Origin of the sequence: Pelagibacterium sediminicola (genome assembly GCF_003390885.1) — a bacterium.
Lineage (GTDB): Bacteria > Pseudomonadota > Alphaproteobacteria > Rhizobiales > Devosiaceae > Pelagibacterium > Pelagibacterium sediminicola.
Genome location: NZ_QMEL01000007.1, coordinates 1 through 25,945, shown reverse-complemented (window position 1 = coordinate 25,945; position 25,945 = coordinate 1). Strand labels below are relative to the sequence as shown.

The following is a 25,945-nucleotide window of genomic DNA, read 5'->3' as shown; positions in this document are numbered from 1 at the left end:
AGACGATGCTGCATCTTTTTCCCTACCTGCCGGCACGGCGCGGGACGGCACCTGAGGCCGATGTCTGCCTTATCGCGGAAGGGTGCTACCCTTACGTTTCAGGCGGGGTTTCGAGCTGGATCGACTGGCTGATGCGCAGCCAGCCCGAGCTGAGCTTTTCGGTGCTCGCCATCCTGCCCACGAGGCCCGACGGATCGCCCCGCTACCCCCGGCCCGACAATCTGCGCGCCATCCATCACATGCGGCTCGACGATCTCGAGATCGGGTTTGGGCGCAACTGGCCCGAAATGTCGCCCAAATGGCTGGCCCAGCGGCTGGTGCGCCTGCTCCAGAATGGGGAGTTCGATGATCTCGGCGCCCTGCTCGAACGACTCGGAGCACCACGGAACAGGCCGCAGATCGACGTACTGCTCAATTCGCGTCAGGCGTGGGAAACCCTTTGCAAGTGCTACGCCGCCATGCCGCAATCCTCGTTCCTTGCCTATTTCTGGGCATGGCGCACGCTGGCCGGCGGACTGTTCCGCGCGCTGACCTTCCCGCTCCCGTCGGCGCGCGTCTATCACGCGGTCTCAACCGGCTATGCGGGCCTTGTCGGGGCGCGGGCGGCGCTCGAAACCGGGCGCCCCTCGCTGATTACCGAGCACGGTATCTACTCCAACGAGCGCCGCATCGAGATTCTCATGGCCGAATGGATCACCAACAGCATCGACACGGGATTCGATTTTTCCGACGACCGCGAGGATGTGCGCGATTTCTGGGCCGCCGCGTTCGAGAGTTTCGCGCGCATCGGCTATGAGGCGGCATCGGAGGTCGTGGCGCTCTACGCGGACAACAACGCCTTCCAGCAGGCGCTCGGAGCCGAACCCACAAAGCTCCGCGTCATACCCAACGGGGTCGATATCGCCCGCTTCCAGACTCTGCCCGAACGCCGCTCTGGCGCACCCACCATTGCCTTTATCGGGAGGGTCACCCCCATCAAGGACGTCCAGACCTTCATCGACGTCGCCGAACAGGTCGCCCACGCCGTTCCCGGCCTGCGGGCGCTTGTCATCGGGCCGATGGACGAGGACCCCGAATACGCCAGAAGCTGCATGGACGAAGTCCGCAATCGCGGGCTTTCCGACATGGTGAGCTTTACCGGCCCGGTCGATGTCCGCGATTATTTTGGCGAGATCGACGTGATGGTCCTGACCTCGATCAGTGAGGCCCAACCGCTCGTCATCCTCGAAGCGGGCGCTTCGGGCGTGCCGTGCGTTGCGACCGACGTGGGCGCGTGCCGCGAAATTCTCGAAGGCGCAGCCGACGGGCGCCGCAAGCCGGAAGCGCCGGGCGGCATCGTCGTGCCGGTCGGCGCGCCCGGTGAAACCGCCCAGGCCGTCATCAAGCTGCTGACCGATCCCGAACTGCGCCACACCTATGGCGAAACACTGCGCGCCCGCGTGCACGACCGCTACCGTTCCGAAACCATCGCCCGGACCTATGCCGACTTCTACGGCCGGTATCTGGCGACCCCGTCCACTCTGGAGGCGTGACATGGCTGGCATCGGCTTTGCACTGAAGCGATTGAGCGAAAACGACAACCTTGCGTCCCAGTCACTGGCCGCCGGCCATGCGATCATCGTGACGTCCGGCCCCTGGGTCATCATCATGGCGGGGCTGGCGCTCATCACCGGGCTCGGCACGCCAATCCTGGGGGCCGAGCAGACCACCATCTTCAGGATTCTGGTGATCTACAGCTTCGCCCTCTCGCTGATCGTCACCGTCCCGATCGCCCTCGAAACGACACTGCGCATCTCCGCACTGCTGTTCGAGCGGCGGTTCACCGAAGTGCAGGCGGTCTATTTCGGCGCGCTGGTGATTACGGCTGCGGTGGCGCTGGTGGCGGGCTGGCTGATATTCGGCGTCCTGCTGCGCCTGCCTTATCTCCTGTTTCTTGCCGCGCTGTTCTGCGGGGTGCAGGTATCGCTGCTCTGGCTGGCCATGTCGCTGGTCGCCGCCATAAGGCAATATACGATGGTCACCCTCGCCTTTGCCATCGGGCTGAGCGTATCGGTGGCCCTGGGGCTGGCACTGGCCCGACTCGGGCACGGCACACCCGGCCTGCTGATGGGGTTCGGAGCGGGGCTGTGCCTGTCCTTTTGCATCCTCAATGCCCTTATCATCCGCACCTTCCCCGGACATCTGGCAACGATCGAGGCAGTACTGGCCGGGTTGCGCCATGCGCGCCTGCGCTCGCTGACCTTCCTTCTGGCCGGGATCGCCAGCGCTGTGGCGGTCTGGATCGACAAGCTGGTCGTCTGGCAATCGGGCGAAGCGCTGGTGGTGGGAAGCGGGCTTATCCACGCCCCACGCTACGACGTACCCATGTTCATCGCCTATCTCTCCGTCGTACCGATCATGTCGGCGGTAGCCATCTGGTTGGAAACCGGCTTTTTCGACAATTACCGCCTCTACCGCAACATCGTGCGTGCGGGGGGGACGTTCCGCCATATCGAGACCCAGCGAATCGAGTTGGCACGCGGCACGATAAGGACGATCTTTTCGGCCTTCGTCGTACAATTGGCCGTAAGCATCGCACTGGCCATTGCCAGCCCGCTGATCGTGACCCTCTTGCACCTCGATTTCGAGACGCTGCCTGTGCTGCGGCTGGCACTGGTCGGGGCGGCGTTCCACTTCCTGTTCCTCGCCTGCTGCGGCGTAATCCTGTTCGTCCAGCATGGCCCGGCCTATCTTTGGTTGCAGGGCATCTTCGTCGTCCTCAACGGCGCGCTGACCGCGGCGATGCTGTTCAATCCCGATCTGTTGGGACTGGGCTATGTGTTTGCCGCGGCGCTCTCCGCGCTCTTCGCCTACGCCGTCATGCTGCACACGCTGGGTTCGCTCAACCGCCTCACCTTCATTGACAACAACCCATCGGTCGCCGCCTGACACGGCCGCCCGAACCAACCAAGAAAGGACCGACAAGGTGTCCAGAACCGCATCCATCCCAGCCAGCACGTTGATAACGGCAGAGCCCAAAGGCAGCGGACGCTCGCTTCCCGTGGCCGTTGCCGAAGGCGCGGTCCTGCTCGGCGGCGTGACGCTGCTGGAACACCTTCAGTTCCTCGACTTCGCGCAACTGCCCGTTCATCCCTTTTTCTTCGCGGTCGCCCTGCTTAGCGCGCAATACGGCGCTCTGGGCGGCATCGCATCGGCGGCGGCGGCTACGCTGCTGTCCTTCTCGGATGGCGCACCGGCCCGTCCGATAGGACAGGACTATTTCGATTTCACCCTCGGGGCATGGGCACCACCCCTCACATGGCTCGCTGTCGCCGTGCTTGTGGGACTGATCGCCGACCGCCATTTCCAGGCTCTGGACCAGACCCATTCCAGGCTGCAGGCCGCCGGCCGGGAGCGCGACCTGATCGCCAGCCAATACGAAATTCTCGCCGCGCGCACCCGGCGCCTGGAGCGCCGCCATGCGGGGTTTTCCGAACCCGCGGCACGCCATGGCAAAGTAGGAAACACCGGCGCGGCAATGGACGGCGGCGCATCGACAACAAAAAAAAACGGGAACCAAATTGACAATAGTTAACATTTTCCTGTATTAATATGGATAATCGTCGCCAAGCCATCATCGTCATTTGAATCTAGAATATTAGTTGTATTCAGAATTCATAATTTGCACTTTCTAAGTAAAGAAAAATGGTTTTGGGAAAATGGACGCGCATCGGAACATGTTCAGCATGTTTTCGAACATGGTTGGAACTCGTATTTCAGAAGAAATAGAAAAACTCTCCCGACTGAAGCGCTATGCGGTCGGCGACACCATTCAGGCCGAAGGCGAAAATTCCGACATCGTCGGACAGGTTGTCTCGGGCATTCTCAAGCTCTCCAAGACGCTACCCGATGGCCGCCAGCATATTGTCGATCTCTGCAATGTCGGCGATTTCTTCGGAGAACTGGGCGAGGACACCAACCCGTTTTCCATCGAGTCGGCAACGGCGGTGACGCTATGTTGCGTCAACCGCAAGGCGTTTCTCGAACTTGTGGAGCGACACCGCGAATTCGAGCATATCCTTTTGGGCAAGACGATCGACGACCTGGCGCGGGCGCGCAACCGGCTGTTGCTGTTCGGTTGCCACACGACGATGGAACGCATGGCGACCTACCTGCTGCTGCAATTGTTCACCCATCGGGCCGCGCCCCCGCCCGATCGGTCCCAGCCACGCGAGAATATCGCCGCCTGCCCCATTTCGCGGCGCGACCTCGCCAGCTATCTCGGAACCAGCGTCGAGACCATCAGCCGCAATATCCAGATGCTCTCGCGCCAGGGCATATTGCGCATCATCGACAGCGCGCATTTCGAGGTGCTCGACCAGAGGCGTCTGCTGGCACGCTCGGGCTATTCCGAACTGGACCTGCTCGCGGTGACGCGCCGCCAGCGCGCCGGCGAGGAGCGCACGCCCCCCGCCAGATACCCTGCCGGATATAGGGATGCCGTAGCGGCGCAGCCGCGTGCGCCCGCCCCAACAGTGCGCCTTGCCCCCGCCAACACGGCAATGCTGGAGCCCCGGCCAGTCGCGCGAGCGGCGCCGAAGTAATCGGGAAGCCCAAAGATTGTCGGCCGTGATGCGGTCGAATCGGGTCAGCAGTTCTTCCGATACGGGCCCGAGGCGGCTGGCAATCTCGCTGGTCGTGCCGAAACTCTGATGGCCCTCATCGATGACGATGGCGCGCGAGGTCTTTCTGACCGAGGCAATGAGCGTTTCCTCGTCCTTTGAGCGGTAATATTCGCGGTTGATGTCGCCAACATGGTGGCCGTGATAGCGATAGGTGGCCAACTCGATGAAGAACGGCCCCTCGCCCTTGCGGCAGCGTTCGACCAGCCCGCGCGCCAGATCGTTGACCGCCAGGACATCCTGTCCATCGATCGCCAACAAGCAGATGGTCGAAATCGCCCGCGCCCTGACGGTCGAAGCCAAGGTCGTGATCTTCGATGAACCCACCGCCTCGCTCACGGATGCCGAAAAAACCGTGCTGTTTGAGGTTATCGAAGATCTCAGGAGCCAGGGCGTCGCCATCGTCTACATCTCGCACCGGATGGAAGAGATATTCCGCATTACCGATTGCATCACCGTTCTGCGTGACGGGGAGGTGCGTGGCACGCTGGTGACGGCAGAAACCGGCGAGGACGAGATCACCCAGCTCATGATCGGCCGCAAGCTCGATCTGTCACGCAACAGGACCCGCGCGCAGATCGGCGAGGTTGCGCTTGAGATCCGGGGCCTGACCTGCGGCCGCCTTTTCAAGGACATCAGCTTCGAGGTGCGTCGCGGCGAAGTGGTGGGATTTTATGGCCTCGTGGGGGCGGGGCGCACCGAAATCGCCGAGACGTTATTCGGTTTGCGCACACCGACAGCCGGGGATATCGTGCTCGATGGCAAGCCCGTCAGGATCGACAATCCGATCGACGCCATCGCCAGGGGAATTTCCCTGGTCCCGGAAGACCGCAAGGGGCAGGGTCTGGTGCTGGGCATGAATTGCCGGGACAACATGACCCTGCCGCAGATCGACGGCATGGCCGGCGGCCCGTTCATGAACGAGCGCGCCGAGGCTGACATATTTGAAACCTACCGTGAGCGTCTTGCCATCAAGACACCCGGCTGGCGCCAGATGGTGGGCAACCTTTCGGGCGGTAACCAGCAAAAGATCGTCATCGGCAAATGGCTGTCGATGCACCCCCGGGTGCTGATTGTCGACGAGCCGACACGCGGTATCGATGTGGGGTCGAAGGCAGAAATACACCGGCTGATCCGCGACCTCGCAGCCCAGGGCATGGCGGTCATCGTCATCTCTTCGGAAATGCCCGAAATCCTGCATGTCTCCGACCGCGTGATCGCGATGTTCCAGGGAAAGATCATCCGCACGTTCGAGATCGGCGAAGTCACCGAGGAAAATCTCGTTCAGGCGATTTCCGGTCTCAAGCCGACCGATTGAATCAGTCTCGCGCAACCTCTGCGCAAATTTCGACAAACGCCTCGATGGCAGCGACCTGATTGCCTGAGCGATTCCACAGTACACCCATTTTTGGGGGTTTCGGCGCCGGGCAACGGGATCTTGCGGGTCTTGAGGCCAGCGGCCAGGGCGGAGCCCGGTTGGGGGCGACCGCGGTGTCGAGGCCGCGGTCGACGAGGGTGAGGATGGCATCGCGTTCGAGCCAAATACGCACCAAGAGCCGATGCCGGGCGCGATCAGCACGGCATTGAGTTCCCCCGCGATGGCCGCGCGATAGAGGCCCATTGAGCAGCCGGCGCGCCTGGGGTGAAATCGCAAGCCCGTCCGCCGTCGAACGCACCGTACGTGCTACGCATAGGGAAACAACACGTTTCGTCAATATACCTTCGCCATGCGCATTGGTATCATTCCGCCATCGAACAACGCCAAACGATGAGGAGAAACATCATGAAAGCCGCTGTCTACGAGAACTACGGACCAGCCGACGTCGTCGAGATCAAGGAGATCGACCGCCCCGAAATCGGAGATGACGAAGTGCTGATCAAAGTATTCGCAAGCCAGGTCACCACCGCCGACTGGCGCTTTCGGGCCTCGGAGTACCCAACGGGCATGGGCTGGATCGGCCGTGCCATGACGGGATACTTCAAGCCACGCAACAAGGTGCTGGGCGCCAATTTCGCCGGACGCGTCGTCTCGGTCGGGCCAAAGGTCACGCGCTTCAGGCTCGGGGACGAGGTGTTCGGGACTGCGGGCCATGGCGCGCACGCAGAATATCTGGCGATCGCCGAGGGAGGCGTCATTACCCGCAAGCCAGCCAACGTCAGCTATGAGGAGGCCGCCGCCACACCCTTCGGCGCCCTGACGGCGCTGGTGTTCCTCCGCGATTATATCGGCGTCAAACCGGGTCAGAAGGTGCTCATTACCGGCGCGTCAGGCGGGGTCGGCGTGTTTCTGGTACAAATGGCAAAGTTGTTTGGGGCGCACGTGACCGGCCTCACCAGCAACGGCGACCTCGTGCGTTCACTTGGCGCGGACCGCACGATCGACTACCGCACGCAGGATTATGCCGGAGAAGGTGAAATCTACGACATCGTCATCGGCACCATCGCTGCGACTTCCTTCACCCAAGCCAGACGCGCGCTAAAGCCGGGTGGATTGTTTGTGCCGATCGAGGGCAAGACCAGAGAGGTGCTTCGTTCGCTGACCACGCGCTTCTCAGACAAGAAAGTGTTGTTCAACGTATCGATGGAGAAACTGCCCGACCTCGAAACCATCGCTGAAATGCTGGAGAGGGGTGAAATCGTGCCTGTCATCGATAAGGTGTATCCACTTTCGCGCATCGTTGATGCTCACCGTAGGGTCGAAAGCCGGCACAAGACCGGAGCGGTTGTGGTGTCAATGGGCGAATCCGAACAGCAATGACTGACTGATTGAGACAGGAACTAATCGTTACGCAACCAGGCACCGCCAACCACCCTTTGAGCGGGAGCTACGACATGGAACCAGTTGGTATGGGCATGGATCGACTAGGTGTTTGATCCCAGCTTTTGATGGAAACGGCCTGCCGGGAACCAGTCCCGGAAATGACATTGGGGGCTTTGGCCGATACCTGCCTCATTCCCGCTTGTCGCCCCGGGATTCATTCTCGGGGTCCAGACCAACCCGCCGCAATCGCCAGAGCCTCGATGCTTCCGTCGAACACTGATCTGCTTTAGCAACTGCTCGATAGAATCGGTCCCGGCGACATCGTGGTGATGGGTAATCTGGGCAGCCACAAATCCATCCAACGGGCCTTCTCCCAGATCAAGCACTGGATGCGCATGGCCCACCGATCCGTCGAGGAGGCATGGCAAGAAACCGGCACCATCCGAGTGCTAAAACTACATCGCCAACCCCGGATATGGGGTGACCTGAACGTGAAACGCTCCCGTGGGCAACACCCGCAAGAGTGAGCATCAGCCTCCGGCTTCGCGGGCGATGGGATAATAGGCTGTCAGCTTTGCTCGCAGTCCTTCGTCCATTGCGACCGCACGCCCCGCAGCGGTATTGACATGCACGAGGAAACCGGCCGCCGCCGCCATGCGCTCGTCGTTGCGGAACAACGCAAGGTCATAACGGACCGATGAGCAACCCAAGTGCCGCACGACCAGTCCTACGTTTATCAGATCCGGATAGGCTATCTCTGCAAAATAACGACAGCCGGTTTCGACCACCAGGAACCGATTTGCGTCATGCAGCTCTTGCAAGCTGCCGAGATCGCGCAACAGGCGGTTCACGACCGTATCGAAGAATTGATAATGCATCGCATTATTCATATGCCCGAACGCATCGTTGTCGTTCCAGCGGGTTTCCAGTCGCAGCCGGTGAGGATAGGCGTCGATATCGCGCGCCGGTGACTCTACCATGCTGCCTCGTATATTTTCAGTGCATCCGCTTCGTGCAATTCGCGGGGATTGTTCATCAGAAGGCGCGTCTGGTTCATCGCGTCCTTCGCCATGTCTAAAAGGCCATCGCGCCCTATCCCCACATCGCGCAGGCGAAGCGGCAGCCCGCAACGTGCGGCCAGCTCGGCCAGCGCGTCGCAAAAGCCATGGGCGATATCCTCCACGCCGGCCAATCTGGGAAACAGGATCGGTGCAATTTCGGCATAGGCCTCCGGCGCAGTTTCAGCGTTGAAGCGCAACACATGCGGCAAGACCAGTGCATTGGACAGGCCATGAGGCAACTTGTACCGCCCACCAATGGGATAGGCCAGCGCATGCACCGCTGCGACGGGCGAATTTGCAAAAGCCTGCCCTGCCAGATGCGCGCCGAGCATCATGTCCGAACGCGCGTCCATGTCACTGGGGTCATGCACCGCTGCTTCCAAGGCTCGACCCATGAGGTGCAGCGCCTCGCGTGCAAGGGCGCGGGAGACGGGATTGTTGTTGAGACTCGCCGAGCAATGGGACTCTATGGCATGCACTATGGCATCGATCCCCGTTGCGGCGGTCACATGCGGCGGCAACCCCCGCGTTGTTTCCGGATCGAGCACCGCCAGGTCGGGCAGCAGGACTGGGCTGACCACGCCCGATTTCTCATTCTCGCCGGTAGTGACGATGGCGATCGGCGTCACCTCGGATCCGGTGCCCGCAGTAGTGGGCACCGCGACCAAGGGAAGCCGCCCGGCAGGCAGGTTGCCAATGCCATAGCTGGCGGCCAAATCCGCCCCGCTGGCTGTCAACGCTGCCGCCAACTTGGCCACATCCAGCGACGAGCCCCCGCCAAGCCCCACCACGCCGCTCGCCTTCATGTCGCGCATCGCATCGCGTGCGCAGATCACCACGCTTTCCCCGGGATCAGCGGTGACGTCGTGAAACACCTCCACTTCGGCCCCCGCAACCCGCAGCGCGCGCTCGGTGCGGGCGGGCATGTCCGTGGCCATCATCCCCGGGTCGGTCACGATGATGATTCGTTTGCCAAGCAGACCGGCCGCAAATTCGCCGAGATGGTCAAGCAGGCCCGGGCCGAACCGGACTGAGGGCGTGGTGTCGAACGTGAAAGGTTTCATTCCTCAGGTTCCCGAATTGCGCTGGGGCGAGGTGGGATCGTAGAGTTGTTCGAGTTGTGCGGCGATCCGCTCGTCCAGCTCCTCGACCTTGATATCCAGATCGCGTGCGAAGATTTCGCGGAACAAGGCGTAACCATAGACTGCGGCGGCATAACTGGCATGGAGTGCCGGCAGGTCATCGGTTTTCCGGATAAGACCAAGCGCGTCGTCACGTTCGAGTTGTAACAACGTGGTCTCTGCATTGGGCATCAGGCGCGGCGCGTTTGAGCCGTCCAGATGCAACAACACCGTCAGCCGCAGCCAGGATCCGCTTGCCAGCAACGTCCGCAAACCATGCACCACCCGCGCTCCCAGGCGCATGGGTTCGCTGGGCGTCTTGGTCTGCACATGTCGCCTTTGCAACTCATGCTTGATGGCCGACCGCAAGAGCCCGCGGCGTGTTCCGAAATGATGATATACCAGCGTCCGGCTCACGCCGGCGACCTTTGCCACATCGTTCAGGTTGATGCCATTCAACACGCCCTGATGCTCGATCATGTCCAGTACGGCTTCCTCGACCTTAGCCGCAGAAACTGTCTGTTCATGGTGGGATGCGATCTTGGCAGGCATAGTCTACGTCCTCTTCATAATCCTGCGAATTTCTCCCGCACGTTCAGGCCACGCAGCGGGCCGAGCAGAAGTGCCCCATCGATATCCTCGAGATTGCCAAACGAGGCACGTGCCGTAATAGCCCGGAATTGACGTTTTGTCAGAAAGAGGGCCTCGGCGTCTATCTCCAACAAGTTTTCGATGCGCTCCCGCACCTGCTCTTCGAGCTCGTCGGGTGCGAAAGCGTCAGACATCAGTCCGGCCTCGACGCCCTGGCGGCCCGACAGAACCTCGAACCCAGCCAGCATCGACCAAGCCCGCGTTGTGCCCACCAGTTCGATAAGTCGGTAAAGCGCGCCCCAGCCAAGAGGCAGCGCCAGCTTAAGTTCGGGGAGCGACAGCTTCGCATCCTCTGCGGCAAAACGCATATCGCAGCACATGGCCATGACCAGCCCGCCGCCCACCGCATGCCCATGCACCTGTGCCACGGTCATGGCGTTGACGTTCATCAAGGCACGCTTGAGCTGAATGCCGATCTCGATGGCATGCTGGGCGACACCTTCGTCCTTTTCGCTGGACTTGTAGCCGGGATACTGTTTGCGATCCGCCCCGGCACAGAACGACCGCCCCGCCCCGCGAAGCAGGATGATGCGTGCGCCCTCGCGGTCGGCCTGCTGGAAAGCATCGCCCACTTCGCGCAGCGCCTGCACCGTCATGGCGTTCAACGCCTCGGGGCGATTGAGGGTCACTGTGGCGACGGTGCCCGTGCTGTTCGTGGTCAGATCGACACTCATTTCCCGCTCCATATCGGTTGCCGTTTTTCGCTAAAGGCCAGCGCAGCCTCGATGCCGTCGGTGGTGGCAACCATTTCACTGTGGCGGCGCGCCTCCCGGTCAAGCGCCTCTGCGAAGCCGATTTCATCGGCATCGTTGAGATTTCGCTTGATCAGCGGCAGCGCCAGAGGGGCCGCTGCGGCCAGATCACGCGCCACTTCCATGACTGCCTCCATTAGTTCGTCAGGGTCGTGGACAGAGGACACCAGCCCCATCGCCAGCGCCTCCTGCGCCGTGATCGGTTTCGATCGCAGGTAAAGGTCGCGCGCTCGCCCGGCGCCAATGATGCGCGGTAACAGCCAGGTGCCGCCGAAATCGCCCGAGAGCCCTGCGTTGCGGAATGCCGTGGCAAACCGCGCCTTGTTCGAGGCAAGCCGGATATCGCTAGCGCAGGCCCAGGAAAATCCTGCCCCGGCGCAGGCGCCGTTGATCGCGGCAATCGTGATTTTGGGCATGTCGCGCAACAGCTGCGAAGACCGCATGAAGTTGCGCAGCCGGCCTATCTGTGAGGAAAGCGGCGGGTCACCCGCTACAGCGCCGCCCGGGCCGCGCTTTAGATCCCCTCCGGCGCAGAAGGCACGCCCTGCCCCTGTCAGGATCAGGACACGGATCGCGTCATCATCAGCAATTCCTTCCAGTTTCGCCAGCACGTCGTCAAGGAAAGACGGCGTCATGGTGTTCATTGCTTCCGGCCGGTTCAGTGTCAGCCGCGCGATACCGGCCTCAACAGTTTCGAGGATAGTGTGTTGCTCGCTCAAGTCGCTCAGTCCTTATGCTGGATGGACACGGGCCGCTGGAACTCGCGGATACCGTGCAGGCCCATCTCGCGCCCACTGCCGGACTTGCTGAAGCCCCCGAAAGGCGCGCGCGGATTGAACGGCGCGCCGTTCACGTCGATCTGGCCGGCACGCAGGCGGCGAGTAATCGCCTCGACGCGTGCTTGGTCGCTACCCCAGACTGCTGCGGCAAGGCCATAGTCAGTGCCGTTCGCCAGCGCCACCGCCTCCTCGTCATCCCTGTAGCCCAGCACGACAAGGACGGGACCAAAGACTTCGTCCTGTACGATCTCAGCATTCCCGTCCCTGGACAGGAACACGGTGGGGCGCACGAAATAACCGGCGTCTCTGCCATCAGGATGCCCGGTGCCACCAGCGATCAGGGTCACGGCATCGTCCTTCTGCGCACGTTCGATGAACGCCTGCACGCGTTCGTATTGCTCCTTGGAGATCACCGGGCCGAGACGCGACGCCATCTTGTCGGCCAGCGCGCCCACCTGCGCTGCGGCTTCGTCAATCTTGGCATGCGGCACCAGGATGCGGGTCAGGGCGTTGCAGGTCTGCCCGCTGTTCAATAGCCCGCCATTTACCATCGCCTTCAGCGCAATTTCGGTATCGGCATCGTCCAGCAAGATACCCGCCGACTTGCCTCCCAGTTCCAGCGCACAGGGTTTGAGCGCTCTGGCCGCCGCTTGCGCCACTGCACGTCCCCCTTCGACCGAGCCGGTGAAGGACACGGCGTCGATACCTGGATGATCGACCAGCACCGCACCGGTCTGGGCGTCGCCCGGAACCACGTTGATCACACCCGCGGGCACGGTCTCGGCCAGGATCTCCATCATCAGCGCATTGGTGCGGGGCGTCAGGTCAGATGGCTTCAGCACCATGGTACAGCCCGCCGCCAGCGCCGCTCCGATCTTGGCCATTGCCTGATGTAGCGGATAGTTCCAGGGCGTGATCGCGCCAATCACGCCGAGGGGGCGATATTGCACAGTGGAATGGGCGATGGTTTCATCGGCCAGCGCAGCGTCCAGATCAGCGACAAAGCCACGGAGCACATGCACCGGCAGGCCTGCCTGCACGGCGCGCGCGATCTTTTCCGGGGTACCGACCTCGGCGTTGATGGCCTCGGCCAGATCGTCGGCGCGTGCCTCGATTCTCGCGGCCAGCCCCTCGATCGCTTTGCGGCGGGTGTCGGCGTCGCTCTGGCCCCAGGCGATGAAGGCGGCGCGGGCGGCCAGCACAGCGGTATCGATGTCGATCTCGTCGCCATGACGCGTGCTGCGGTCATCCCGTCCAGTCAGCGGGCTGGCCAGATGCCGTTCGCGGCTCCCATGCAGGGGGACGATCTTGCCGTTCACAAGGGCGGTATCGTGGGTGTTCATGGACTATCCTTTCAGATTCCGTGTCTTGCGGTTTTTCGTGTGCTCAAGGGTCAGCGCCACAGCCTCCTGCCAGCCGGCGCGGTCGGCCGGCAGCGTGCCCCTGGGTGCGGCGAGGCGCGGCGTCTCCTCGTCCGGCGGCGAGGGAAGCCCCAAAGCCCGCAGGGCCAGCAGGGCAGCGCCGCGAGTCGTGGCTTCGGCAACCGGGGTCCGGTGCAGCGGGCGCTCTACGGTGGCGGCGAGAATGGCACAGAAGGCATGGCTGCGGGTCAAGCCACCGTCGATGCTGATGCGGTCCAGCCGCCGGCCCACCGCCTGTTCCATATGCTCGATCACGTCGGCGGTTCCTGCCGCGATGCTGTCGAGCACGGCACGCGTCATCTCGGCAGGGCCGGTGGCGTCCGACAGGCCGAAGAAGGTCGCCCGCGCATGCGGCTGCCAATGCGGCACGCCCAGCCCGTGCAACGCCGCGACGAACAGCGTATCGCTGCGCATGGCGGGATCGACGAGGCGATCGATGGCCGCCGCTTCGGGTAGCACGCCCAGCCGGATCAGCCATTCCACCGAACTGCCCGCCGACATGACCGATGCCTCGGTGCCGAAGCTGACCGCATCGGGCAGGCTCAGCGCGACATTGCCGAAGGCGGCGCGCGAGGGACTGGCGAAGGGCGCATTGCCCAGCACCATGTTGAGCACGCCCGAGGTGCCGAAAGTGATCTTGGCCATGCCCGGTTCGGTGCAGCCCTGTCCGTAGAGCGAGGCCTGCTGATCGCCGATCACCGCCAGGATGGGCGGCGCACCGGGGAGAGCCCGGGCGACGATGCCCTCGGGCAGGTTGCAGACGGGGCGCGGCAGAAGCGACGGATCGAAATCCAGCTCGCGTGCAAGGGCATGGTCCCAATCCAGCGTCGCCAGGTCGAACAACCCGGTATGGGAGGCATTGACGTGGTCGCTGACATGGACGGCGCCATCGCTCAGCACCCAGATCAGCCAGGATTCCAGCGTGCCGATCCGCAATTTACCCGCCTTTGCGCGGCTGCCGTCGGGGTCGGCGGCATCGAGAAGCCAGCGCCATTTGGATGCCGACAGCCCCGGCACGAAGCGAACTCCCCGCATGCGCTGCGCACGATCCAGGTCACGGGTGCGGGTGTCGGACCACGACAGGACAGGGCCAAGGGGCCTGCCGCTGGCCGCATCCCAGATCAGGGCGGTTGCTCGCTGGTTGGCGATGGCGACGCCCGCCAGCGCCCAGTCCGTAGCCAGTGCGCGCGCATGCGCCAGGGCATGCGCGGCCAGCGCCCCCCCGTCCCAGGACAACCCTTCGCCATCGCGGGTTTCGGGCACGACGCTCTGACGCCAGGCGCAGACGGCGCCGGTAGCGTCCACCACCGACAATCGCAGGCTGGTGGTGCCGAGATCGATGACCAGGACGTAGGGAACCTTGTGGCTCATGCCTTGAGCGCGGCCTTGTCAGCCCAGTCCGGAGTTGGGCCGAAGGGATTTTTCAGGCCCAGCTTGCCGGGATTCAGGATACCCTTGGGATCGAGCGCATCCTTCACCGCCTGCATCGCCTCCATGCTGCTACCCATAGACTCGCCCATCAGACGGGCGCGTTGCAGGCCGATACCATGGTGATGGGCCAGGTTGCCGCCATGCGTGAGCACCGTACGCGCCCCGGCATTCCAGACATCGCGGTACCAGCGCGGGCGATCTTCGAGCTCAGGGCGACCGCCGAACATGAAGTAGAGGCCTGCGGACCCGGGATAGGCGTGCGAGATGTGCGCCGTCGCCGTGCGCGTACCATCCACCGCCATCATCGCCGCTGTCGTCTCATGATAAATCTTGGCCAGTTTCGACCAGGGGGCGGTGATTTCCATAGTGTCGGGTGCGCGATCCAGGATCAGGTCGTCCAGGGCGTGAACACTGTTGCGATTGGCCAGCCAACGGTCAACCAGCGCTGTATCCCCGGCGTTGCCGTCACATTCGGCACGCACGACTGACATGATACCGGCCACGATATCGCGATCGCCTTCGTCGTGCACCAGGAGGATATGCTGATCCTTGGTGTCGAAGTTGCGCCGCGATTCCGTCGCATCATAGAGCCTGACGACTGCCGGTCGGGCACCACGCTGCGAGAAGCGCTTGATCGCTTCGACACCGGCATCGAAGCTGTCAAAAGCCCAGGCGCCGCTTTCGGTGTATTCAGCCTTCTTGTGGATGTTGAGGCAGGCCGAGACAATGATCCCCAGAGTTCCTTCCGAGCCCACGAAAAGCTGTGTCATGTCGGGGCCGGTAGACGAATGGGCGAATTGAGAGGTCTCGATCACCCGGCCATCGGCCAGCACCGCCGTCACGCCACGGGTGATATCGGCCATGGTGCCGTAGCGAGTGGACATCTGCCCGGCGCCCGAACAGGCAATCCAGCCGCCCACTGTGGCCAGCTTCATGGACTGCGGCCAGTGCCCCGCGGTGAAGCCTTCCTTCTGCAACGCCTCCTCGAAGCTGTCGCCAAACGTGCCAGCCATCACATCGACGCTGAGATCATCGCCGCGCAGGTCGGTGATGCCGGAAAGCCGCGTGAGGTCTATCACCACGCCGCCGAAAACCGGCAGCGAGTTGCCGAGGACGCCGCTACGCCCGCCTGCCGCTGTCACGGGAATACCCGCGTCGTTGGCCAGGCGCAGGACCGCCGCAACCTCTTCGGTGTTTTCAGGCCGCGCCACGGCGGCGGGCATACGCGCCACATGACCGGTCGTGGCCCAGACCATGCCCAGCGGCCACCAGTCGCGGGCGTAATCGGTACGCGAATTGTCGTCGACATCGACCTTGGTGCAGACCTCTTCCAGTGCCTGCACGAAAGCGTCATCGACGGCAACGGCGCGGCCGGTCAGGGTTTCGCGGGGGATGACACCGCTGAGTCCGTGTTGCCCTGGAATCTGGGCCGGCTGACGGGGGGCGATGGCGATTGGAGTGCGGCTCATTGGATGTCCTCTTTCGAAGAGTTGTCGGCGACGTGGGGCAATGACAAGGCAAGCACGCCCAGTTCCTGCCTCAGCGCGGTTTTAAGGGTTTCGGTTTCAGCGGTGATGCGGTTATCGGTCCAGCCCGCGGCGCGCCCAATGCGCGCGGCGATGTCGACGACATCGGCCAGTACGGCACGACCGTCATAGGTGGCAATCCGGGTACGGCGGAACAGCACGTCGGCCAGCGACGCGCCCATTTCGGCACGCAGACCCCAGAGCGCCTCGGCGACAATGGTTTCACCGCGTGGAGTGATGCGCCCGGCCAGAGCGGGCGAGAGCGCCGCAAGTTCTTCGACCTTGGCCGCCCGGTCGCCATAACGTTTGCCCAGACGTTCGCCATCATTGAGGTGGCTGGCCGATGGACAATAGCCGTGCAGCCGCAGCTGACGCGTGGTGCATTTTGCCTTGCGGCCCAGCGCCGCGCAGACTGCATCTACCGTGCCTTCAGCCATCTCGCGATAGGTCGTCAGCTTGCCGCCGGTAACGGTGATCAGGCCCTCGGCATCCTGTTCGATGGAATGACGACGCGACAGATCGGAACTGTGCGCGCTCTTGCCGTCGGCGATCAGCGGACGAAAGCCGGCCCAGCCGCTGGTGATGTCATCGGGCGTGATCTTGCGCGTCAGATGACGATTGATCCCATCCAGAATGTATGTGAGGTCGCTTTCCGTCACGCTGGGTTCGTTGACATCGGCGGGATCGGTGGTCTCGGTCGATCCGACATAGACGAAGGGGCCTTGATCCACCACCGACACCGTGCGCCGGTCGCTGGCCACGGGCAGGCTGACGGCAACATCGTTGCGCATCAGTCCGATGGGCAACACAATGTGGGTACCCTTGGCCGGCGCCAGCTTACGCGGGCTATCCACGCCCACGCCATCCAGAAATGTCTGCGCCCAGACTCCGGTGGCATTCACCACCATACCGGCGCTGACCTCGATTGTGGTGCCATCCACCTCGATGCGGGCGGTACGGCGACCATGCTTCATCTCCGACAGCCCGATGCAGCGTGCGTGGTTCACTACCACCGCCCCGCGCTCCGCAGCACTGGCCAGAACCGCAAACACGATGCGCGCATCATCGCCACGCAGGTCGTAGAACATATAGCCAGCGCCGATACGCTCCATGTCGAGCGCGGGCATGTGCTGCCCGACTTCCTCATGCGACAGGCGCTTGTGCCGACGTCCAAGCCGCCAAGCGCCGGCCAGTTGATAGCTCCAGAGCGCGCCGCCAAGCGCGCGCGACAATTTGGGGTTGATGACTCCGCCTTTGAGGAACAGCGGGATCATGAAGGGCATCACTCGCACCAGATGCGGTGCGTTGCGTTGCAGCGCATGACGTTCGCGCAAGGATTCGCGCACCAGCGCGACATCTCCGGTCTGAAGATAGCGGAAGCCGCCGTGGATCATCTTGGAGGAACGCGACGAGGTGCCCGAGGCGAAATCGCCCCCCTCCACCAAGGCCACGCTGAGGCCGCGCGACACGGCGTCCAGCGCCACGCCCGCCCCGGTGATGCCGCCCCCCACGACCAGCAGGTCGAAGCTGCCCCCCGCCAGCCGCTCCAGATGCGCAGCGCGGTCGGCCAGTGGTTCGTCGGCGGCCAGACGGTTGAGCGCGGCCGCGATGTCGGCGGACGCGTTCATGCCCCGCTGCCCGAGGCCACGAGGCGGGTCGAGGCTCTGTCCCAGCAGAACCAGACGCTGTCGCCGATCTTTGGCACTACCCCGTCGGTGCGAGTGCGGGCGATCAGTTGAGCACCGCTGGCATCGACGCCCTCAACCCGCAGGGTTGCGCCCGAGAATACAACATCGCCCACCGTCACCCTTACGGCATTGGCGGCCGCGGCCGGATCGGCAGAGAGGTTGACGTTTTCCGGGCGCACCATGATCTTGGCCACGCCATCGGGCGTGCCCTCCAGCGGCGCAAAGCGGACCTCGCCCTGATCCAGCGTGAATTGCCCGCCTCGTACCGTCCCCGAGAAGATGTTGGAATCCCCCAGAAAGGTGGCGACGAATTCGCTGCCTGGGTTGTTATAGAGTTGAGCAGGCGTACCGATCTGTTCCACGGCTCCCTCGCGGAACACCACGATACGGTCGGACAGGGTCAACGCCTCATCCTGGTCGTGAGTGACGAATATTATGGTGACGCCCAGTTCACGGTGGATGCGGCGTAGCTCAAGCTGCAAGGATTCGCGCAAGCGCTTGTCGAGAGCGCCCAAAGGCTCGTCAAGCAACAGCAGCTTGGGCTCGAACACCACCGCGCGGGCCAGGGCAACGCGCTGCTGCTGGCCGCCTGACAACTGGTCGGGGCGGCGGTCGCCATAGGCCTCCAGATGCACCAGTTGCAGCACCTGATCGACCTTTTTGGCGATGGTGGAGGCATCGGGGCGCGGGCGGCGCTGCTTCAGCGGAAAGGCAATGTTCTCGCGCACCGTCTTGTGCGGAAACAACGCATAATTCTGGAACACAACGCCGATGTCGCGCTTGTGGGCCGGCACCGCGGCCAGCGAGCGTCCATCCAGTTGCATCCGTCCCCCGGCGTCCGGGTCGACGAAGCCTGCGATCAGGTTGAGCGTCGTGGTCTTGCCCGAGCCGCTGGGCCCGAGAAAGGTGATGAACTCTCCCGGCGCGACATTCAGATTGACGCCCTCCAGAACCTTGAGCCCTCCATAGGACTTGCCGAGGTCGTGCAGGTTAAGCGCGGCGCCACGTGTGGTTTGCATGGCCATCAGCGGTTCCTCCTCTGGGTAAAGATTGTGCTGGCAATCACGATGAGCGCCGTCAGCAGAAGCAGCATCGTGGAGGCAGCGGCGATCGTGGGGTCGATGTCATTGGCCACCGAGCGGAACATCTGCACCGGAAGGGTGCGCATGCCCACTCCGCCCACGAACAGCGACACCACCACTTCATCGAACGAGATGACGAATGCGAAAAGCGCTCCGGTCATCATGCCGGTCGAGATCAGCGGCAGGATGATCTGAAAGAAGGTGGTCAGGCGCGATGCACCCAAGCTGGCGGCGGCCTGCTCGAAGCGCGTGTCAAACTGTTCAAGCGTCGCTGCGATAGGGATGAAGGCGAAGGGCAGCGCCATGATCGTGTGGGCGATCACAAAGCCGGTAGTCGTGATATTGAGCCTCCAGTCGAGGAACAGACCATAGACCGCCAGCGCGATGATCACGCCCGGAACGATGCGCGGCGTCAGCACCAGCGCGCGGATCATTGTGCGCATCCGCGTCGAAGAGCGGCGCAACGCGAGTCCGGCCAGTACCGACAGAATGGTCGAACTGAACGTAACGAGAATGGCAACCTGGAGCGAGGTGATGAACGCGCCCCACCATTCGCGGCTCGAGAAGAAGTTCTCGTACCAGCGCCATGAGAAGCCTTCGGGCGGGAAAGCGAAGCTGCGATTCTCGGGGAAGCTCAGCGGAATCACGACCAAACTGGGAACCAGCAGCAGCGCGATCACCAGACCGGCCCAGATCCAGAGCCAGGGTGACTGCCGACCGCCGCGGCCCTCTTCGCTGTAAAAGCGGCTGGAGATGCTGCCGGTGACGTCGAAACGCATCATGGCGGGCAGCACGACCAAAAGCGCCATCAGCAGCATGATCACCGAGGCGGCCGAGGCCAGCGGGATGTTCAGCACCGTGTTGATGAGCGAATAAATCAGGTGCGACAGAAGCTGGTTGGAGGGTGAGCCGACCAGACCCGGAATGAGGTAAAAGCCAAGCGAGGTAACGAAGACTATGACCGATCCGCCGATCACGCCGGGCATGGACAGCGGAAACCAGATATCGCGAAACGTGGTCCATTTCGTTGCTCCGAGCGAAGTCGAGGCACGTTCCAAGCGTTTGTCGATGCCAGCCATGGCGCTGTAGAGCGGCAGGATCATGAACGGCAGCATCACCTGCACCATGGCAGCGGTGACGCCCGTGGTGGTGCCGCGCAGCACGAGGCCCTCGAACCCCAGCCACTTGACGAAATTGTCGATAATTCCGTTGCGCTGTAGCATCACGATCCAGGCAAAGCTGCGGACCATGACCGAAGTGAAGAAGGATAACAGCACGACGCCGGTCAAAATCGCCAGCGTCCAGCCCTTGGTGCGCGCCATAAGATAGGCATAGGGATAGCCAATCAGCAGGCAAAGCCCCGTCACCAGCAGGGCCACCCAGATTGTGCGCACCACAATGCGCAGGTAGGTGCTGGAGGTAAAAAATTCGTTGTATTGGCTGAAAGTCCCCGCTTCACCGCCATCAAAGCTGTGGGTGAGCACAAGGACAACGGGCCAAGCGAAGAACACCGCCAAGAAGGCCACAATGGGTGCCATTAGCATCAGCATGCCCTTATTACGAGCAAGAAAATTCTGTGATCCTGAAGACATGGCTCCTCCGTTCAGCGCCTGATGGCCCTGTCGTACGATCCTGGGATGTCGAGTTGCTTGTTTGGAAACGCCGGGCCGCACACCCGTGGGGCGGCCCGGCGCAGGTCAGGTGATGGCGATCAGTTGTTCAGCCATTCGGTCCAGCGACGGTTGATCTCTTCGGAGTTATCGGCGACCCACTGAATGTTCGGCACCACGGCGCTTTCGGCGCGTTCCTTGGTGCCGGCAAACACCTTCTCGCCGGCTTCGTCCAATTCGGGCTCCGCGCCAATGAGGCCGGGCGTGACAGGATAGAGTTCGGAGACGCGGGCCTGCTGCGCCGGCTCCATCGCGGTCCGGATGAAATCGGCACTGACTTCGGGGTAGGGGACGCCCATGGGGATCGTCAGCACATTATTATAGATGATGTGCTGGTTCCACACTGGCTCGAAGGGAGCGCCATTCTTGAGCGCAGGATAGGCACGCGAGGACCACGCCATCATCATGTCGACTTCTTCGCTTTCCATCATCTGCGTGGACTGCGCTCCGGAGCGCCAGAACACAATGTCGTCGCGGATGGTGTCGAGCTTGGCAAAGGCGCGATCCAGATCGAGCGGATACAGATCCTCGGGCGCCACACCATCGGCCATCAGCGCAATTTCAAGGTTCACGCCCTCGGCTCCATCCCATAGACCGCGCTTGCCGGGGAACTTCTCGGTGTCGAAGAATTCGCTCCAGTTCTGCGGGCCGCCATCGGGGAAGACCTTGGTGTTGTAAAGCATGATATTTGCGTAGCCGGCGATGTTGATGCCGCACTTGTTGGCGAAGCCGGGCAGCACGTTATCGTAGTTCTGCAAGTCTGCGGGCAGTTCCTGGAACAGTTCGCCACAATAGCGCATGGTAAAGACCGGCGGCACTTCCACCACGTCCCAGGTCACTCGGTTTGCCTGCACCATCTGCTGCAGTTGCGGCAAGGTCTGGGGGCCGTCGCCCAGCACCTCGATCCCGGTCTTTTCTTCAAAGGCCTTGCCAGTAGCGTCCAGCACCGCCTGAAGATAGGGACCGCCAGTATTGGCCACGACAATTTGCTCGGGCTTGTCCTGGGCCGCGACCGACCCCGCCAAAGCCGTTGCAACGATAGTCACGAAAGTCGTCAGTTTCTTCATGTCTTCTCCTCCATGATATGACCCTGGGCGGGTTTGCCCCGGGCCAATTGGTTCAGTCGCGGTCCACCACGATGAGTGAGTCGAGCGCGACAAGCCTGCCTTCGTCGGTGCGCACCATGGGGTTCACGTCGATTTCAACGATCCGCCCGTCGCCCATTACATTGGCGATGGTTTCGATCACCGGACCCAGGGTGCCGGGCGCCAGATTGTGCCTCGCCTCCACGCGCAGGGCGTAGGCGTCCCAATTGGCGCTGTCGGTGTTCAGCAACAGCACGTCGCGCGCGCCGGTCGCCTCTTCAATGCCCACGCCGCCAGGCCCGATCACCAGTGCCGGGCCGTAAACCGGATCGCGCAGCGCGCCGACGCCGATTTCGTTGTCGAACGTCACCATGGGCTGCACCAGCAGCCCCCGGTCCGGATCGACCGAATGGGCATTCAGGGTCTTGGCCATGTCCGCCAGCGTGCGAGCCAGGTCGCCCCGCATCACGTCGACGCGCACCAGACCCACACGGTTGCGGTGCGGCACGTCATGTGCATTGCCCTTGACCACCACGCGATCCCAGCCTCGACTCGAGACGCGGGCAGCAAGATCATCGAGCGCGTCGACGCGGCCGAATTCCGACGGCACGAACTGCATACCGCGGCTGGACAGCAGCGCGCTCCCCTCGTGTTCGGCCAGCATCCTCTGGCCGTCGGCCATGTCAGGCAGCGTCAGTTCAGTCCCTGGCAGGGGCTGCCAGCGGGCACGACGTGGCGCGCTGAGCCTCATCTGTGTGGAAAGCATGCGCACGCCCTCGCCCATGCTGGTCGCGAGGATACCGGGAGTTTCCACCTGGCACAGCCCCTCCTGCGGCGCGATCTGCCAGATAAAGGTGACAGGCTTCCTGCTTTGGGAACAATATTGTGCGATCGGCGCCACACGGTCGGCACACATCTCGCCAAAGGCGTAGTAGACGACCAGAGCATCGACTTCTTCAGCATCGATCAGCACATCCAGCGTCGGCTTAACCAGGTGCAACGTGGCTTCCCAGCCGCCGCCGATGTCGATGGGATTGCTGTCGCCAGCGCCAATCATGCCGATCTCGGCCACCTTGGCGCGAGTGGCATCGGCCAGCGCGATCACCCGTCCGCCAACCGCCTCGACCTGGTCGGCCAGCACCGCCCCTGCCCCACCCGAGTTCGACAGGATACAGACGCGCGGATTAACCGGCATCTGCCAGCCGCGCTCCAGCGCCGCCAGAACCGGCTTGACATCGTCGTCGTCATGGATGCGCACGATTCCGAAATCGTCGCAGAGCGACTGCAGGAACATGTCGTTGCCCGCGATGGCCGCAGTGTGAGACAGTGCAGCGCGCTTGCCTGCCTCCGAGCGGCCGGCATTCAGCAGCACCACGCGCTTGCCCAACTCCGCGGCCCGGGTTGCCGTTTCAGCCAGGTTGCGCGGATCGCGCAGTGCCTCGAGATAGAGCAGGACCACCCCCACCTCATCGCGATCCACTAGGTGGCGCGCAATTTCGGTAGCACCCAAGGTTGCTTCGTTTCCGACACTGATAAAATGAGAATAGCCGCTGCCCGCCTCTTCGACGCAGCGCGACAGGACGAGGCCAAGTGCGCCTGACTGGGCAACCAAAGCCACTTCGCCGGGAGCGCGCAGCGTTTGGTTCAGAAACGGCGCAGCCGACAGTTTGACTTTGTCGATCCGGTTCGAAATGCCAAAACAGTTTGGTCCCAGCATGGCCATGTCTCCGGCCGCCTTGACCAACTGCTCCTGAAGCGCAGCTCCCTCCGGCCCCGACTCGGCAAATTCCGAGGCAAAGACGATCACGGCCTTCGCCCCTGCCGCGCGAGCCTCGGCCACGACACCGATTGCGCGCTCCGCTGGCACGCACACAACAACCAGTTCAGGATCTGAGATCTCAGCGATAGCGCGCACGGTCGGCACGCCGGGAAAATCGGTTTTCGGGTGAACGACGCAAACTTCGCCGTCGAATTCGCCGTCGATGAGCACCCGAACCACACGGTGTCCCCAGGATTGCGGATCTGCGGCCGACACACCGACGACGGCAATTCGCTGGGGCGACAGCAGCGAATCCAGTGCCTTGGCGCGGGGGCCAGCTTCTTTCATATCATCTGCACAGATCATTATCGTCTCACGAAAGCACACGCTGACGTTTTGTACATTCTGGCAGACGTTTCGTCAATAGATTTAAAACATCCCGAAAATTGCTGACTTCCCGCGTCCCAGGTTGCCCCGTCAGACGCAACCGGATCGGGCGCCGGTAAGACGGCTGGCCAAGGATGGTGGGGAACAGGGAGGGACTGGGAATCTACACCGTGGAATTATATCTGAAGGTTCGCGTGGCTTGCGACGGGGGATGAGCCAGCGCAAGGCAGCAAGGCATTTCGGCATTTCACGCGACACGGTTCGCAAGACGATGGCGTATTCGGTTCCGCCTAGCCATCTGCGGCAGACGCCGGTGCGACACCCGAAGCTGGACGCGTTCATCGCGATCATCAACGGGTGGCTTGGAGGCCACCGTTCTCAGCAGGGTGCTGAAGAAATGAATGCCCCGGCCAGGGCGAGGAACTCGGCATGGCCCAAGCGCCCAACGGCAAAGATCGAGGGAACCAGGCCATTAGAGCAGTAGCGATCATGCCGCAAGGAATATCACGAATGGCAAAGTTAGCGCCCTGCTTTAACTCGATTTTAGGGACCAATCTTGAGGCTGGCCCAAATTGAGGTTTGGAGGTTGATATGGGCATTTCAGCTTGGTTTGGGCAGCGCGGCAGGTCCGCCCTAGTTGTTGGGATCGCCGTCCTTTCAACATCCGCCGCGGCATCGGAGGCGTTGCTCGATGAAGTGGTGGCCTTTACGGGGCAGGTTCTGTTTCTGGAAGCCGGTGTTCCCGGCCTTGTTATCGGAGCAGTACACGGTGGAAAAACCGCGGTATACGGCTTCGGGGAGACATTTGCTGGCTCGGGTGTAGTGCCTGATGGCGATACCTTGATGCGGGTCGGTTCCGTCACAAAGGCTTTCACTGGTGCCGTCCTGGCGTCGCTGGTAGCCGATGGCAGCGTGAGACTTACCGATACGGCGGAACAATATCTCGGGGATGCGGTCGATTTTCCCGCCATGGATGATCGGCCGATCCGGTTGATCGATCTTGCGACGCACACTTCAGGTTTGCCGCGAGAGGTTGATCGACCGGCGGGCCCAGATGAGGATCCGTTCTCCACGCTGACCGCTGAGAGGTATTTTGAGGCTCTGGGCGACGATCCCCAGTCGTTCCCCGCCGGAACAGGCGGGCTGTACTCCAATTTCGGGTTCGATATCCTGGCGCTCGCCCTCGGAAGTGCCGCCGGCAAACCCTATGAACAGGTACTGGCGGATCGGGTGTTTGCACCGATGGGGCTGTCAGACACCATGCTGGCCGTGCCCGAAACCGATCACGATCGGCTGATGCTGGGCCACGGTTTCGAAGGTGAAGAGCTGCCGGACGTTCCGACACCGGCGGTAATGGCAGGCGCCAGCGGGCTCTATTCAACCGCAAACGATGTCTTGAAGTGGCTGCAGTGGCACCTCGATCGCAGCTCGAGCGATAGCGCCGAGATGCGGTTGATCGACCATGCCGCCTATGTTTGGCGTGACGGCCTCGATACGGTTTATGGTTTCGATGAATCAGGCGAAATGGATGCCATGTCGCTGGGATGGGTGGTGATGCGCCCCCACGGCAATAGACCACTGATCTTGCAGAAGGCAGGTGGCCTACAGGGCATGTTCCTCTACCACGCCTTTGCGCCGAACCGGGACGTGGGCGTGTTCATTGCAATCAACGAGTTTGATTTTGCCGCTTCGGCAATCATTGCCGAATTCGCGAACGATCTGATTGCGCAACTCGCACCGCGCTAAATGCTTATCCATGCCTAAAGAGTGAGCTACTCCTCGATCGCTGGACAGATTTGGGCGTAAATTAAGCTACTCGTTGCACCTGCTGGTCGGGTTGGTTTTGGTCAATGCGCTGCCAATAGATCACGGCAGGCGGTTTTCCGCCAAGGGCGGAATGAGGGCGTCGGTTATCATAGAAGTCCATCCAGTCGCCGACGCCGGCGCGAGCCGGTGACCCGGCCTTCCAGGCATGCAGGTAGGCGCATTCGTATTTGAGGGTTCTCCAGAGCCGCTCGACAAAGATGTTGTCGAGAAACCGTCCCTTGCCATCCATGGAGATGCGCACCCCCATTCGTCGCAACCGACCGGTCCAGGCAAAGGACGTGAA

Annotated in this window: 22 protein-coding genes and 2 pseudogenes; 9 read left to right on the top strand and 15 right to left on the bottom strand. The window is 62.4% G+C overall.

Annotated elements, in window-relative coordinates:
• Nucleotides 1-5: 5 nt before the first annotated feature.
• From pelF to DQG18_RS11805, 4 genes are all read left to right on the top strand, one after another.
• On the top strand, nt 6-1,532 hold the full coding sequence (pelF, locus tag DQG18_RS11820; RefSeq protein ID WP_116654483.1) for a GT4 family glycosyltransferase PelF: 1,527 nt from the start codon (nt 6-8) through the stop codon (nt 1,530-1,532).
• 1 nt (nt 1,533) lies between these two features.
• A complete protein-coding gene (gene pelG / locus DQG18_RS11815; protein ID WP_157970144.1) occupies nt 1,534-2,928 on the top strand; it encodes an exopolysaccharide Pel transporter PelG in 1,395 nt (464 codons plus the stop codon).
• A gap of 112 nt (nt 2,929-3,040) precedes the next feature.
• The gene (locus DQG18_RS11810; RefSeq protein ID WP_116654481.1) at nt 3,041-3,574 is read left to right on the top strand and encodes a hypothetical protein; all 534 of its coding nucleotides are present in this window, start codon (nt 3,041-3,043) and stop codon (nt 3,572-3,574) included.
• Nucleotides 3,575-3,737: 163 nt separating this feature from the next.
• Nucleotides 3,738-4,583 carry a Crp/Fnr family transcriptional regulator gene (locus DQG18_RS11805; protein WP_198669752.1) on the top strand — a complete coding sequence of 282 codons (846 nt, stop codon included), beginning with the start codon at nt 3,738-3,740 and terminating at the stop codon, nt 4,581-4,583.
• A 222-nt stretch (nt 4,584-4,805) separates the two neighbouring features.
• On the opposite strand, the pseudogene DQG18_RS16525 reads toward DQG18_RS11805, so the two are convergent.
• Nucleotides 4,806-5,063, bottom strand: a pseudogene (locus DQG18_RS16525) (thiamine pyrophosphate-dependent enzyme); the annotation flags it as partial.
• Between the two features lie 19 nt (nt 5,064-5,082).
• On the opposite strand from DQG18_RS16525, the gene DQG18_RS11795 reads away from it, so the two are divergent.
• The 3 genes and pseudogenes from DQG18_RS11795 to DQG18_RS16420 all read left to right on the top strand — a co-directional run.
• Nucleotides 5,083-5,979 (top strand): sugar ABC transporter ATP-binding protein, encoded by an 897-nt coding sequence (locus DQG18_RS11795; protein ID WP_342771500.1) that lies wholly within the window; start codon nt 5,083-5,085, stop codon nt 5,977-5,979.
• Between the two features lie 465 nt (nt 5,980-6,444).
• Nucleotides 6,445-7,419, top strand: coding sequence for an NAD(P)-dependent alcohol dehydrogenase (locus tag DQG18_RS11790; RefSeq protein ID WP_198669751.1), 975 nt, complete (start codon nt 6,445-6,447; stop codon nt 7,417-7,419).
• 293 nt (nt 7,420-7,712) lie between these two features.
• A pseudogene (locus tag DQG18_RS16420) lies at nt 7,713-7,865 on the top strand (IS630 family transposase); the annotation flags it as partial.
• 87 nt (nt 7,866-7,952) lie between these two features.
• Here DQG18_RS16420 and DQG18_RS11780 read toward each other — a convergent pair.
• From DQG18_RS11780 to DQG18_RS11720, 13 genes are all read right to left on the bottom strand, one after another.
• A complete protein-coding gene (locus tag DQG18_RS11780) occupies nt 7,953-8,402 on the bottom strand; it encodes an acyl-CoA thioesterase (RefSeq protein ID WP_116654477.1) in 450 nt (149 codons plus the stop codon).
• A complete protein-coding gene (locus DQG18_RS11775) occupies nt 8,396-9,547 on the bottom strand; it encodes an iron-containing alcohol dehydrogenase (protein ID WP_116654476.1) in 1,152 nt (383 codons plus the stop codon). The genes DQG18_RS11780 and DQG18_RS11775 overlap by 7 nt, the downstream gene beginning before the upstream one ends.
• Before the next feature lie 3 nt (nt 9,548-9,550).
• Nucleotides 9,551-10,156 (bottom strand): TetR/AcrR family transcriptional regulator, encoded by a 606-nt coding sequence (locus tag DQG18_RS11770; protein WP_116654475.1) that lies wholly within the window; start codon nt 10,154-10,156, stop codon nt 9,551-9,553.
• Nucleotides 10,157-10,170: 14 nt separating this feature from the next.
• A complete protein-coding gene (locus DQG18_RS11765; RefSeq protein WP_157970143.1) occupies nt 10,171-10,929 on the bottom strand; it encodes an enoyl-CoA hydratase/isomerase family protein in 759 nt (252 codons plus the stop codon).
• Nucleotides 10,926-11,726, bottom strand: coding sequence for an enoyl-CoA hydratase/isomerase family protein (locus tag DQG18_RS11760; RefSeq protein ID WP_157970142.1), 801 nt, complete (start codon nt 11,724-11,726; stop codon nt 10,926-10,928). Before DQG18_RS11760 ends, DQG18_RS11765 begins: the two co-directional genes overlap by 4 nt.
• Before the next feature lie 5 nt (nt 11,727-11,731).
• A complete protein-coding gene (locus DQG18_RS11755; protein ID WP_116654472.1) occupies nt 11,732-13,129 on the bottom strand; it encodes an aldehyde dehydrogenase family protein in 1,398 nt (465 codons plus the stop codon).
• A gap of 3 nt (nt 13,130-13,132) precedes the next feature.
• Nucleotides 13,133-14,578, bottom strand: coding sequence for an FGGY-family carbohydrate kinase (locus tag DQG18_RS11750; RefSeq protein WP_116654471.1), 1,446 nt, complete (start codon nt 14,576-14,578; stop codon nt 13,133-13,135).
• On the bottom strand, nt 14,575-16,107 hold the full coding sequence (locus DQG18_RS11745) for an FAD-binding oxidoreductase (protein ID WP_116654470.1): 1,533 nt from the start codon (nt 16,105-16,107) through the stop codon (nt 14,575-14,577). The genes DQG18_RS11750 and DQG18_RS11745 overlap by 4 nt, the downstream gene beginning before the upstream one ends.
• Entirely contained in the window at nt 16,104-17,792 is a 1,689-nt protein-coding gene (locus DQG18_RS11740) for a glycerol-3-phosphate dehydrogenase/oxidase (RefSeq protein ID WP_116654469.1), read from the bottom strand. Before DQG18_RS11740 ends, DQG18_RS11745 begins: the two co-directional genes overlap by 4 nt.
• Nucleotides 17,789-18,877, bottom strand: a complete 1,089-nt coding sequence (locus tag DQG18_RS11735; RefSeq protein ID WP_116654468.1) for an ABC transporter ATP-binding protein — start codon at nt 18,875-18,877, stop codon at nt 17,789-17,791. The genes DQG18_RS11740 and DQG18_RS11735 overlap by 4 nt, the downstream gene beginning before the upstream one ends.
• Nucleotides 18,877-20,526, bottom strand: a complete 1,650-nt coding sequence (locus tag DQG18_RS11730) for an ABC transporter permease (RefSeq protein ID WP_116654467.1) — start codon at nt 20,524-20,526, stop codon at nt 18,877-18,879. Before DQG18_RS11730 ends, DQG18_RS11735 begins: the two co-directional genes overlap by 1 nt.
• 119 nt (nt 20,527-20,645) lie before the next feature.
• Nucleotides 20,646-21,671, bottom strand: a complete 1,026-nt coding sequence (locus DQG18_RS11725; RefSeq protein WP_116654466.1) for an ABC transporter substrate-binding protein — start codon at nt 21,669-21,671, stop codon at nt 20,646-20,648.
• A 52-nt stretch (nt 21,672-21,723) separates the two neighbouring features.
• Nucleotides 21,724-23,814 (bottom strand): acetate--CoA ligase family protein, encoded by a 2,091-nt coding sequence (locus tag DQG18_RS11720; protein WP_116654465.1) that lies wholly within the window; start codon nt 23,812-23,814, stop codon nt 21,724-21,726.
• A 232-nt stretch (nt 23,815-24,046) separates the two neighbouring features.
• Between DQG18_RS11720 and DQG18_RS16755 the strand changes: the two genes are divergently transcribed.
• Both DQG18_RS16755 and ampH read left to right on the top strand, forming a co-directional pair.
• Nucleotides 24,047-24,319, top strand: coding sequence for a helix-turn-helix domain-containing protein (locus DQG18_RS16755; protein WP_116654464.1), 273 nt, complete (start codon nt 24,047-24,049; stop codon nt 24,317-24,319).
• Nucleotides 24,320-24,426: 107 nt separating this feature from the next.
• Entirely contained in the window at nt 24,427-25,581 is a 1,155-nt protein-coding gene (gene ampH / locus DQG18_RS11710) for a D-alanyl-D-alanine-carboxypeptidase/endopeptidase AmpH (protein WP_116654600.1), read from the top strand.
• Between the two features lie 61 nt (nt 25,582-25,642).
• Here ampH and DQG18_RS11705 read toward each other — a convergent pair.
• Nucleotides 25,643-25,945, bottom strand: a 303-nt coding sequence (locus DQG18_RS11705; RefSeq protein WP_210208082.1) for an integrase core domain-containing protein, incomplete at its 5' end; no start/stop codon positions are given.